The organism is Bifidobacterium miconis (genome assembly GCF_019331735.1).
In the GTDB taxonomy this organism is placed as follows: Bacteria; Actinomycetota; Actinomycetes; order Actinomycetales; family Bifidobacteriaceae; genus Bifidobacterium; species Bifidobacterium miconis.
In genome coordinates, this window is sequence record NZ_JAHBBH010000029.1 from 21,238 (window position 1) to 32,841 (window position 11,604).

Sequence of the window (11,604 nt, forward strand, 5' to 3'; positions counted from 1 at the left end):
AAGGTCGGATTGAGTCCGAGCGTAGCGAGGTCCGTAATTGCAAGACTGAACGCAGAGCCGCACCACACATCTTGCACAACAAGGATCATTCCATGGCAACATCATCAACCGTTTCCTTTCCAATATGCACCGATTCCGGCACAACGCCTCTCCTCGTCGACGACGCGCGCTCCGTCGATGAGGCCGCCGATGCCGCGGCCACATCGCAACGGACCTTCCGGCCAACGGTATCGTCGAAACCGGTCCGAGCGTACGCTATCGTGGTCTCTTCATCAACGACGAAGAACGCACGATCGACTGGGCGAAGGCCAAGTATCCGACCGAACACGGCACTCCTGACGTGAATTTCTACCGTCACGTCTTCGAACTGACGCTGCGATTGAAGCTGAACGTGCTGTGGCCAGCCATGCACGAGGGCACCACCGCGTTCAACACGGCCACGGACGATCACGGCACTCCGATCAACGCGCGCGAGGCCGCCGAATACGGCGTGATCATGTCCTCGTCGCATTGCGAGAACATGCTGCGCAACAACGTGGGCGAATGGCGCGACTGGTTCGACGCGCACCATGACGATTTCGACTGGCGCGGTGGCCGATTCGCTGCTCGGTCCCGCGGAGAGTCCTCTGCTGTCTGCCGGTGGCGCGATGCCGCCTGCAGACTGACGAATACAGACGAATGCGGGCGCGGGGTTGGAAACATGCCATTATGGATATTCCCAACCCCGCGCCCGTTGCTCATAAGCGAATGTCCCTACCGCGACTGGCACGGTCGTTGCATTCGCCGATGGCCGAATCGGATCAGATCTTCGGCCGGTGCGGGCCGATGCCCGGATGGCTCTGGTGGCCTTCCGGATTGGTGTGGCCCTTGCCGACGTCGTTGCCGTGGTTGAACACGGCCTCGTTCTTCGGCATCGCGTCCGGCTTGCCCGTCTTGTCCTCACCCTTGCCGGCGCCGGCCTTGGACTTGTCGATCGTGCCGACCTTGCCCGGCTTCTTCGACTTGCCCTTGCCGCCGAGCGCGGGGAATTCGCCGGTGGCCGGGTCGACCTGCGACTCGGGGTGCGTCTCGTCGTAGCCCTGCTCGTAACGCGTCTTGCGCCAGTTGCGGATGGACGCGTTCGTGCCGCGATGGTGCACATGGTACTGGCGCGGCGTGCCGCCGAGCGGCAGTTCCTTGACTTCCTTCGCGACGGCGATCTGGTTGACGTTCGACGGATCCATGATCGCGATCGGCGCGACCGGCTCGGGTTCGGCCGGCGCGGCCGTGCGCTGCTGCATGCGCGCCGGCAGCCATTCGGCCAGACGCGACAGCAGCCAGCAGGCGATGAAGTAGATCACCGCGGCCATGACGAGCGTCTGCAGGATGTTGAAGTACATCGAGCCGAGTCGGCGCGACTCCTGCAGCAGGTCGGTGTACATGATGATCGAACCGAGCGCCGTGTCCTTCAACACGACGACCAGCTGCGTGACGGCGGCCGGCAGCATCGCGTACACGGCCTGCGGCACTTCGATCTGCATGAGCGACTGCGTTTCGGTCAGGCCCAGCGCCAGCGACGCCTCGCGCTGGCCGTTCGGCAGGTTGCCGACGCCGGAGCGCACGAGCTCGGCCACGACCGAACCGTTGTACAGCACGAGCGCGAGCACGACGGCCCAGTACGAGGGGCTGTCCATGCCGGCGAACGCGAACAGTCGCCAGAAGAAGATCATGAGCAGCAGCACCGGCACGGCGCGGCAGAATTCGACGATCACGGCGGCGATCGCGCGCAGCACCGGGTTCGGCAGGAGTCGGCCCACGCCGAAGACGAGACCGAACGCGACGGCGCCGACCACGGCCACCACGGTGGCCTTGACGGTCATCCACAGGCCGGGCAGGTAGAAGTCGGTCCACGCCTCGCGTTCGACCGCGGGCTTCCACAGCTCCCAACTCAGCTGGTTCTCGCCGTCCGGCGGGTTGTGCAGGCGCATGAGGATGAGCACGATCACGATCGCGAACAGGATGCCCGCCACCCAGTTGGCGATGCGGATGGTGCGGCGGCCCTTGGGACCGGGCGCGTCGAAGAGCACGGAATTCGAAGTATCAGCCATGACGGGTCACCTCCTGACCGCGAGCTTGTTGGACAGGTACGTGGTGAGCATGCCGATCGGGATGATCAGGATCACGTAGCCGAGCGCGAAGATCAGGAAGATCTGCACGATCACGTCCGGGCGGAATTCGATCATTTCGCTCATGAGCGACGACGTTTCGGTCGACACGGACGCGGCCGCGGCGACGGTCGAGTTCTTGAGCAGCGCGATCAGCGTGTTGCCGAGCGGCGCGACGGAGCCGCGGAACGCCTGCGGCAGGATGATCTGCGTCGCGGCCTGCATGAAGTTCAGTCCCAGCGCGCGTGCGGCTTCGGCCTGGCCGATCGGCACCGTGTTGATACCGCTTCGCAGCGACTCGCACACGAACGCGGCCGTGTACAGCGACAGGCCGGTGACGGCGAGCCAGAAGAAGTTCGTCGCGAACGTGTCGGAGAAGCTGAGCTTCAGCTGCGCGTACGCGCCGAGCACCATGAACACCATGATGATCGTCAGCGGCAAGTTCTTGAACAGTTCGACGTACGCGCCGGCCACGGCGCGCAGCGACGAGATCGGCGAGATGCGCATCATGACGAGGATCACGCCGAGCACGGTGGAGAACAGGGCGCTCCACAGGGTCAGTTCGATGTTGACGAGGAACGCGCCGAGCACGTCGTAGGTTTGGAGCAGCTGCATGAATCCGTTCATGTCACGCCTCCCCTTCGGTCGGTTCCGGCGGGTTGTACTTCGCGTTCGGCTGGTACGAGGTGCCCTTGGTGTTGTCTTCGATGGCGCGCTGCCATGCGCCGTCCTGGATCATGTCCTCGATGGCGGCGTTGATGCGCGCGGCGAGGCGCACGTCGCCCTTCTTGATGCCCACGCCGTAGTATTCCTGCGTGAACGGCTTGCCGACGACGCGCAGCTTGCCGCGCGAAGCCGAGGCGAGGCCGGCGAGGATGATGTCGTCGGTGGTGACCGCGTCGACGATGCCGGAGAACAGCGCGGTCGCGCATTCGGCGTAGCCGGGCTGCTCCATGAGCTGGACTTCGGACGCGAACTTCTCCTTGACGGTTTTGGCCGACGTGGAGCCGGTCACGGAGCACAGGCGCTTGCCGTCGAGGTCCTCGGGGCCGTTGATCGAATGGTCGCCGTCGCGCACGAGCAGGTCCTGGCCGGCCACGAAGTACGGTCCGGCGAAGGAGACGGCCTTCTTGCGCTCGTCGGTGATCGAATAGGTGGCGAGGATCATGTCCACGTCGCCGTTCTGGATCATTGCCTCGCGCTGCTTGGACGGGGCTTCCTTCCAGATGATCTCGTCCTCGGAATAGCCGAGCTCCTTGGCGATGTACTTGGCCACGTCCACGTCGAAGCCGACGTACGTGCCGGACTTCTTGAAGCCGAGGCCCGGCTGGTCGAATTTGATGCCGATGCGGATCTTGCCCGCCTCGTCCTCGCCGCATCCGGCGAGCGAGAACGCGCAGGCGATCGCGGCCACGGCGGCCACGACGCGCGTGGCGGCGCGTTTCATGCTTGGTCTCAATGTCATATTGCTTCCCTCAGTTGCTTCCTCAGGTGTTCCGCTGGGTTTCCGCTGTCGCCGTGCGATCGCGCGACCGGGCGGTCAGTGGGTGAGGATCTTCGACAGGAAGTCCTTGGCGCGGTCGGTCTGCGGATGCTCGAAGAACTCGTCGGGCGTGTTCTGTTCGAGGATCTGGCCGTCGGCCATGAACACGATGCGGTCCGCGGCCTTGCGCGCGAAGCCCATCTCGTGCGTCACGCAGATCATGGTCATGCCCTCGTGGGCGAGCTCGACCATGACGTCGAGCACCTCGTTGACCATTTCCGGGTCGAGCGCGGAAGTCGGCTCGTCGAAGAGCATGACCTTCGGCTTCATGGCAAGCGCGCGGGCGATGGCGACGCGCTGCTGCTGGCCGCCGGAGAGCTGGGACGGCATCTTGTTCGCCTGGGTGGCGACGCCGACGCGGTCGAGCAGGTCCATGGCGAGGCGCTCCGCCTCCTTCTTGTCCATGTGGCGGACCTTGACGGGCGCGAGCGTGACGTTGTCGAGAATGGTCTTGTTGGCGAACAGGTTGAACGATTGGAACACCATGCCGACCTCGGCGCGCAGGCTGGCGAGCTCCTTGCCCTCCTGGGGCAGGGGCTTGCCGTCGATGCGGATGTCGCCGGAATCGATGGTTTCGAGGCGGTTGATGGTGCGGCACATCGTGGACTTGCCGGAGCCGGACGGGCCGACGACGACGAGCACCTCGCCCTTGTTGACGGTCAGGTTGATGTCTTTGAGGACGTGCAGGTCGCCGAAATGCTTTTCGACGTGGGTCAGCTCGACGAGCGGACGGCCGGGTTCGTCTCCCGGGACAAGCGGCATGGTGGGCCGCACTTCTTCTTTCTTATCGGACATAGCGGGCAGTATATCGGCAGCATGTTACCGACTCAACCCCCATTGTTCACCCCGCGGACAAGTGAACGTTCACATGGGATCGCCGCGTCACACCGCCGGCAAACGGCGTCATGCCGCCGGTTGCGATCGGTCAGCCGCGCGGGTGCCCGAGTCCGGCCACGAACGTGACGCCGGGGATGTCGTCGAAGATCGACCCGTCGACCACGAGCTTCGACGGGCGGATGCCGCTGCCGAGGTACAGCTTCGGGATCGACAGGATGTGCTGGTCGACGAGCAGCGGCCAGCTTTCGGGCAGTCCGATCGGCGACATTCCGCCGGATTCCATGCCGGTGGCATCCACCGCGTCGGCGATGGGCGCGAAACTGACCTTGCTCACTTCCAGCGTGCGCTTGACGACGCCGTTGAGGTCGGCGCGCGTGTCCGCGGTGACGAACGCCGCGGCGAACTGCGGCGGCGCCTTGCGCGTCTTGTGCGTGTGCACGACGACCACGTTGCCGGTTTGTTCAAATGGAATTCCATATTTCGGACACCACAGGTCGGTGTCCGACTCCTCGTCGGAGTTGATCGTCACGCCCAGAATCTTGCTTTCGGGCGTACCGTGTTCGACCAGCCCCTTCAGCGCGTCGAACACGGGCGCCGCCAGCAGATCCCCATCATGCCAGTCGAGCAGTTCCAGTGTCATCGAAGTCCTCCCCGCAAACTTGTTACGGGACAGCTTACCGGCGCGGTTCCGCGCGCAACGCCGCGCGACTATAGGCGTTGCTTATGACCGTCTATCAGGCGCCGGCCGATCGCGGCAGCCGCACGGCGACGCGAGGACAACCGCGCACCGACCGCACACCGGCCTCGCGTCAGCGTCCCGTCTCGCGCAGATCGTCATGCAGGAGACGCCGCAGCACCGGCACGGTGACGGCGAACGAGAGGATGTCGGAGACGGACTGGGCCATCTCCACGCCGAGCACGCCGAGGAACTGCGGCAGGATCAGCACGACGGGCGCGAGGAACAGGCCCATGCGGCACACGGCGAGGAACGAGGCGATGCCGGTCTTGCCCATGGTCTGCGTGATCATGTTGCCCATCATGTTCACGCCGTTGACCACGACGGTGACGCATTCGAAGTGCAGCGCGGCCACGCCGACCTCCACCACGGCCGGGTCGGAGCGGAAGATCTCGACCAGTTGCGGCGCGAACAGCCAGACGAACGCGCCGATGACGACGAGCACGGCGGTCGACAGGCGGATCACGAACCAGAACGCCTCCTTGACACGCCCGTACAGCCCGGCGCCGTAGTTGTAGCCGCACACCGGCTGGAAGCCCTGGCCGAGACCGATGATGACCGAGTTCGCGCCGAGCATGATGCGCATGACGATGGCCATGCCGGCGATGGCCGCGTCGCCGAACGGGTTGGCGGCGATGTTCACGCAGGTCGTGGCGATCGAACCCGCGCCCTGGCGCACGAGCGAGGGCAGGCCGCCGCCGACGATCTCGCGCATGAGCAGCGCGTCCGGCCGGCAGTTGCGCAGCGAGAGTTTCATGACGCCGAACTTGCGGCTCATGGTGGTCAGGATGACGAAGCTGACGGTCTGGCAGATGCCGGTGGCGAGCCCGGCGCCGAAAATGCCGAGATTCAGCACGAAGATGAACAGGGGGGCGAGCAGGAAGTTGAGCAGCGCGCCGGTGACGAGGCCGATCATGCCGAACGCGGACTGTCCTTGGTAGCGCAGCAGGCCGTTGAGCGCGAACGAGCCGCATACGCACGGCGCGGCGACGAGGATCGGCGTCAGATACTGCACGGCGTACGGCGCGATCGTATGCGTCGAGCCGAGCATGACGACGAGCGGACGCAGCGTGATCAGCCCGATCACGGCGACGGTCGCGCCGCACACGACCGCGCCCGTGAAGCCGACGGCGAGCAGGCGCGCGGCGCGATCGTTGTTCTGCTTGCCGAGCTCTCGGCTCATGGAGTTGCCCGCGCCGTTGCCGAAGAAGAAGCCGATGGCCTGCAGGATGGTCATGATGGAGAACGCGATGCCGATCGCGCCGGACTGCGCGGTGCCGAGCTGGCCGATGAAGAACGTATCGGTGAGATTGTACGCGGTGGTGACCAGATTCGAGACGACGGCCGGAATGCACAGCCGCAGGATGAGCGGCCGGATCGGACTGCCCGTCATCTGCCGGTATTTCGCGTCCGCACTTGCCCGTTTGATCGCATGCATCTGAACCACGCCGCCACTCTACCACCCGCCCGGATACGCCGGCCGGCGCGCTGCGGGGCCTGCGGCCGGTTCCCGCAGCGCCCTACCCCAGTCTCGACTGCACCAGACGATTGAGCGACACGCCCTGCTCCGCCGCCTCCAGCGCAAGCCGGCGATGCAGCTCCGGAGGCACCCGCACCATGAAGTGCCCAGAATAATGGCGGTCTTCGAACGGCACCGGCACGTCGGCCCCTTCGGCCTTCAACGCGCTTACCCGCTCGGCGGCCATCGCATAGATGCCGGCCATCGCGTCCACGGACGACTGGGCGACGAAACGCAATCCGGGCAGCTCCGCCACGGTGGCGACGAATCCGCCGTCCTCATCCGACCAACTGACGCGGTATATGTACCGACTGCCCTCCGACATGCGACGCCTCCTCACTGCCACGTATGCGAACCTCTCCGCCACCTTATCGCACGCCGTCCCGCCCCGCCGGCATCGCAACACGCCACACACGATAGTCGAACATCTGTACGATCATTGTGGTATCAATAGTGATATCACTTTCGCTGCAGTCATTCGAGACGGAAGGAACGGACCATGACGACCGCCACTTGCTACGCTCCCGAAATCGATGGCCTGCTGCGCATCCGGAACACGCGCTCGCCCGACATCGTCCTGCCGCTGGACATGTATGCGCGAACGCTGATCGCACTGACCAACGGCATTTCGCCCGCTGGCGGGCACAGCCGCCGCACGTTCTGGATTCCGGCCGAGCGCGGTCCGATCGAGGCATTCGGCGATTTCGCCCAGCTGCATGCCAACGGCCTCTTCGATACGCGCGAAGAGTTCGAACGCCATTGGCGGACCTGTTATCCGGACGGCGAACGCTGGTACCGCATCGACCGGCTCACGCTGTCCGACGGTTATCGATTCCGCGTCAACGAACGTCTGGGCATCCGCTTTCGCCCGATCGAGGAGGCGGCGTTCCCGGCGACGCCTCCCAGCGTCCTCGCCATCGGCGCGTCAGACGGGTCGATGGCCGACGTCACGCCCGTATCAGCGCCGGATCCGATGGCCGGCGCGGCGCCGATTGCGCCGATTGCGCCGGACACGCAACGGGTGCCGGCGACGAGCCGCATCGATGCCGGGCTTGGCCTGTCGCTCGTACACTGGCTGGTGCATGGAGCCGAGGCATGCGTTCGCCTGTGCGCCCGGAACGAATACAACGGCATGCTTCGCCGGCGACTGCCGTTTGACATGCGCACGGGCCGCATCCCACGACGCGATTGGTGGGAGATATTCCCGGAATACCGGGAGTACGCACTGCGCATGATCTCCAGCGACGAGATCAGCCGATTCGAGCGGCTGTTCGCCGGCGCCGACCGTTGCCCCTCCGCCGTCGCCGACGGCGGCCGACGCCTGCCGTCGATGACGGCGCGCGCATACGTCGAGGCATGCGCCGCGGGCTATCAGGGAATCGGACTGCGCGCTCCCGGCACCGGAGGTTCGCCTTTTGACTGGTACGGCTCATATGCCAATCCGCAAGGCCGCGCCCTGCGAGACATGGATGAGGACTCCCCGTCCGCCTTCGAGGCGCTGCTGCTCGAGGCGGGTGAGCGCGCGCATGAATGGGAGGTGCGGTCGGCGCCCGGATTCTCGTGGACGAGGCTGCTGCCGGTGCATGACGGCAGCGGCTGGTCGTTCCGCATTGCGAGCGCCGCGTTCCCGTCGTGGATTGAGGCGATGCCGTTCGCATTGGCGCTGCATGACGCCGGCCTGCCGGTTGCGGTGGATCATGCGGCTGCGCTGGTGCAGGCGGCGCGCGGGGAGGACGTCATCGGCATCGTGCCGCATTATGTTCCGCTCGACGAGGGCGGCAACCTGTTCGCCGGCGAATCGATGCCCGACATGGTGCATCTGCCTCACGAGCGCGCCGGCTCCGTCATCCGGCGCACCATCTGGGATCCCACGCCGGAAGTCCATCTGTCTGCCCAAGGCCGGTGAAACGGCATGGACAGGATCGCCCTCGCGGAACATGTTCGCGAAAACCGGCATGGCGGGCCGCTACCTCAGGTATCGGCCGGTGACGCTGTCGGCGCACCGGGCGATCGCCGACGGGGTGCCGACGGCGACCACGCGTCCGCCGGCCTCGCCGCCGCCCGGCCCCATGTCGATGATCCAGTCGGCATTGGCGATCATGTCGAGATCGTGTTCGATCACCACCACGGTGGCGCCGGCGGCGACCAACCGATCGAAGACGCCGAGCAGCACGCGCACGTCCAGCGGGTGCAGGCCGATGGTCGGCTCGTCGAACACGAACACGGCGTCCGACTGGGCCTTGCCCATGTCGCCGGCAAGCTTGAGGCGCTGCGCCTCGCCGCCGGACAGGGCCGGCGTGGGCTCGCCCAGCGTAAGATATCCGAGCCCCAGATCGTGAAGGGTGGCAAGCCCGGCATGGACCTTGCGCAGGTCCTTGGTCGCCTCGAGCGCCTCGTCCACGCTCATCGCCATGAGCTGCGGCAGCGAAAACTCCCGCCCGTCCTTGCCGCGGCGGCGGATGCGGTCGGCCTTCGGCGAGTAGCGGGATCCGCGGCAGTCCGGGCATTCGATGTCGACGTCCGGCAGGAACTGCACGTCGAGCGAGATCGATCCGGTGCCGTCGCAGGTCAGGCAGCGCAGGCTGCCCGTATTGTAGGAAAAGTCGCCGGCCTTGCACCCGGCCTGCTTGGCCTCGTCGCAACGGGCGAACGCGCGGCGCAGCTCGTCGTGGATGCCGGCGTAGGTGGCGACGGTGGAGCGCACGTTCGCGCCGATCGGCGTCGCGTCGATGAGGTTCGCCCGGCTGATGCTGTCCGCCTCCAGCGCATGCACGTGCGCGGGCGGAACCTCTCCGGCCGCCCGGGCTTTCAGCGCGGGAATCAGCGTTTCCAGTACGAGCGTGGTCTTGCCGGAGCCGGACACTCCGGTCACCGCCACGAGCCGTCCGCGCGGAATATCCACGGCAAGCGGTCCGACCGTGTGCAGGCGTCCGGTTTCCAAGTGGATGCGGCCAAGGTCGAACATATGCGGTTCGTCCACGGTCGGGCGCACCCGCTGCGGCCGTTCTGCGGCGAGGAACGGCGCGATGCGGCTGCCGGGCGTCGCCTCGACGTCGCCGACCGTGCCCTGCGCGATCACATGGCCTCCGTCGGCGCCCGCCACCGGGCCCATTTCGATGAGATGATCCGCCACCTTGAGCACGCGCACGTCATGGTCGACCACCACGACCGAATTGCCGTCGGCCGTCAGATCACGCATGACGCCGAGCAGGCCGTCCACGTTCGAGGGGTGCAGGCCGATGGACGGCTCGTCGAGCACGTACAGCACGCCCGTGGTGCGGTTGCGCACGGCTCGGGCGAGCTGCACGCGCTGGCGTTCGCCGGTGGACAGCGTGGCGCCGGCGCGGTCCAGCGACAGGTAGCCAAGTCCCAGTTCCAGCAGTCGTTTTGCCGTGTCGAGGAACGATTCGCCGATGTTCGCGGCCATTTGCCGCATGTCGGTCGGCAGCGTGTCCGGCACGCCGCGCACCCACGACACGGCCTCGTCCAGGGTCATGGCGGTCGCCTGCGCGAGATTGATGCCACGCACCTGCGGGGCCCTGGCACGGGAGCTCAGACGCGTGCCGCCGCAGTCCCTGCACGGCGTTTCCTTGAGGAACCGGGCCACGCGTTTGAGGCCTTTCTCGTCCTTGGCCTTGGCGAGCGCGTTTTCGACCGTGTACACGGCGTTGTAGTAGGTGAAGTCAAGCTCGGCGAAGTCGTCGCCCTTTTTCGGCCGGTACAGGATGTGCTTTTTGACGGCTGGCCCGTTGAACACGATGTCGCGCTCTTCGGGGGTGAGTTCGCAGAACGGCACGTTGGTGCGCACGCCCATCGCGCCGCACACCTGCTTCATGAGGTCCCACATGAGCGATCCCCACGGCAATACGGCCCCGTCATCGATGGACTTGCTCTCGTCCGGCACGAGCGCGGTACGGTTCACCTCGCGCACGATGCCAGTGCCCGAACAGGTCGGGCAGGCGCCGCCGGAGTTGAACGCGAGGTCTTCGGCTCCGGGCGCGCGGAATTGTTCGCCGCAGGAGGCGCAGCGGATCGGCAGGTCGGCGGCGACGTTGATCGTCGGCGCGTTGCGTGCGCCGCAGTGCAGGCACACGTGCGCGGCGCAGCGGGAGAACAGGAGTCTCAGGCTGTTGAGCAGTTCGCTCATCGTGCCGAACGTGGAGCGGATGCCGGGCACGCCGGGTCTCTGGTGCAGGGCGAGCGCCGCCGGAACGTACCGGACGTCGTCGACCTGCGCGCGGCCGGCCTGCGTAAGCCGACGGCGCGTATACGTGGACAGGGCCTCAAGATATCGCCGCGACCCTTCCGCGTACAGCACGCCCAACGCGAGCGAGCTTTTGCCCGAACCGGACACGCCGGCGATGCCAACCATCTCCCCCAATGGCACGTCCACGTCGATGTTCTTCAGATTGTGCACGCGCGCGCCGCGTACTTCGATCGCCTGCGGCCTGTCGCCGCCGTTCCCCGTCCGTTCGTTCATGCCCACCATTCTAGGAGCGCACGTTTTCGCAATCCGCGCGCTCTCCTCCTCTCTGCCTCGCCCCCATCCTGTCCCTCTGTCTCACCCCTCTGTCCCGCCCCACACCGCATCGCACGCCCCAATCCGCGACGCGGAGCGTGACACGGAGCGCGGCGCCCAACACCCAAGCACATAACAACGTTGAAAAAATCAGCCTTCTCGCAACCACCCGATAATCGGCGGGACTGTCTCGGAATGTGTGTAACTGGCTTTGATCGCCGGTCGTGAGGCCGGCGGGAAAGGGGCCTGTGATGAGCATGCCGACTGAGACAATGGAAACCATGACAGCGAAGACTGCCGCCGGCA

Annotated in this window: 10 protein-coding genes; 2 read left to right on the forward strand and 8 right to left on the reverse strand. The window is 66.1% G+C overall.

Annotated elements, in window-relative coordinates:
• Positions 1-292: 292 nt before the first annotated feature.
• Positions 293-892: a glycosyl hydrolase 115 family protein gene (locus KIH79_RS13240; protein ID WP_420829374.1), complete on the forward strand. Its 600-nt coding sequence runs from the start codon at positions 293-295 to the stop codon at positions 890-892.
• On the opposite strand, the gene KIH79_RS09530 is transcribed toward KIH79_RS13240, so the two are convergent.
• From KIH79_RS09530 to KIH79_RS09560, 7 genes are all read right to left on the reverse strand, one after another.
• The gene (locus tag KIH79_RS09530; protein ID WP_236023779.1) at positions 801-2,087 is read right to left on the reverse strand and encodes an amino acid ABC transporter permease; all 1,287 of its coding nucleotides are present in this window, start codon (positions 2,085-2,087) and stop codon (positions 801-803) included. The two genes, KIH79_RS13240 and KIH79_RS09530, sit on opposite strands and share 92 nt — an antisense overlap.
• Before the next feature lie 6 nt (positions 2,088-2,093).
• Positions 2,094-2,771 carry an amino acid ABC transporter permease gene (locus KIH79_RS09535; RefSeq protein WP_219059175.1) on the reverse strand — a complete coding sequence of 226 codons (678 nt, stop codon included), beginning with the start codon at positions 2,769-2,771 and terminating at the stop codon, positions 2,094-2,096.
• A 1-nt stretch (position 2,772) separates the two neighbouring features.
• A complete protein-coding gene (locus KIH79_RS09540; RefSeq protein ID WP_219059176.1) occupies positions 2,773-3,609 on the reverse strand; it encodes a glutamate ABC transporter substrate-binding protein in 837 nt (278 codons plus the stop codon).
• Positions 3,610-3,684: 75 nt separating this feature from the next.
• Positions 3,685-4,449: an amino acid ABC transporter ATP-binding protein gene (locus tag KIH79_RS09545; RefSeq protein ID WP_162834997.1), complete on the reverse strand. Its 765-nt coding sequence runs from the start codon at positions 4,447-4,449 to the stop codon at positions 3,685-3,687.
• 163 nt (positions 4,450-4,612) lie between these two features.
• Positions 4,613-5,164 carry a YbaK/EbsC family protein gene (locus tag KIH79_RS09550; protein WP_219059177.1) on the reverse strand — a complete coding sequence of 184 codons (552 nt, stop codon included), beginning with the start codon at positions 5,162-5,164 and terminating at the stop codon, positions 4,613-4,615.
• A gap of 169 nt (positions 5,165-5,333) precedes the next feature.
• Positions 5,334-6,707, reverse strand: coding sequence for an MATE family efflux transporter (locus tag KIH79_RS09555; RefSeq protein WP_219059178.1), 1,374 nt, complete (start codon positions 6,705-6,707; stop codon positions 5,334-5,336).
• A gap of 73 nt (positions 6,708-6,780) precedes the next feature.
• Positions 6,781-7,104, reverse strand: coding sequence for a type II toxin-antitoxin system HicB family antitoxin (locus KIH79_RS09560; RefSeq protein WP_219059179.1), 324 nt, complete (start codon positions 7,102-7,104; stop codon positions 6,781-6,783).
• A gap of 174 nt (positions 7,105-7,278) precedes the next feature.
• Between KIH79_RS09560 and KIH79_RS09565 the strand changes: the two genes are divergently transcribed.
• Positions 7,279-8,685, forward strand: coding sequence for a hypothetical protein (locus KIH79_RS09565; protein ID WP_219059180.1), 1,407 nt, complete (start codon positions 7,279-7,281; stop codon positions 8,683-8,685).
• A 60-nt stretch (positions 8,686-8,745) separates the two neighbouring features.
• On the opposite strand, the gene KIH79_RS09570 is transcribed toward KIH79_RS09565, so the two are convergent.
• The gene (locus KIH79_RS09570) at positions 8,746-11,259 is read right to left on the reverse strand and encodes an excinuclease ABC subunit UvrA (protein WP_219059181.1); all 2,514 of its coding nucleotides are present in this window, start codon (positions 11,257-11,259) and stop codon (positions 8,746-8,748) included.
• Positions 11,260-11,604: the final 345 nt, after the last annotated feature.

Coding starts and splice junctions, on each gene's coding strand:
- KIH79_RS09530 (WP_236023779.1), bottom strand. CDS start 2,087: ATGGCTGATACTTCGAATTCCGTGCTCTTCGACGCGCCCGGTCCCAAG.
- KIH79_RS09545 (WP_162834997.1), bottom strand. CDS start 4,449: ATGCCGCTTGTCCCGGGAGACGAACCCGGCCGTCCGCTCGTCGAGCTG.
- KIH79_RS09540 (WP_219059176.1), bottom strand. CDS start 3,609: ATGACATTGAGACCAAGCATGAAACGCGCCGCCACGCGCGTCGTGGCC.
- KIH79_RS09560 (WP_219059179.1), bottom strand. CDS start 7,104: ATGTCGGAGGGCAGTCGGTACATATACCGCGTCAGTTGGTCGGATGAG.
- KIH79_RS09550 (WP_219059177.1), bottom strand. CDS start 5,164: ATGACACTGGAACTGCTCGACTGGCATGATGGGGATCTGCTGGCGGCG.
- KIH79_RS09570 (WP_219059181.1), bottom strand. CDS start 11,259: ATGAACGAACGGACGGGGAACGGCGGCGACAGGCCGCAGGCGATCGAA.
- KIH79_RS09565 (WP_219059180.1), top strand. CDS start 7,279: ATGACGACCGCCACTTGCTACGCTCCCGAAATCGATGGCCTGCTGCGC.
- KIH79_RS09535 (WP_219059175.1), bottom strand. CDS start 2,771: ATGAACGGATTCATGCAGCTGCTCCAAACCTACGACGTGCTCGGCGCG.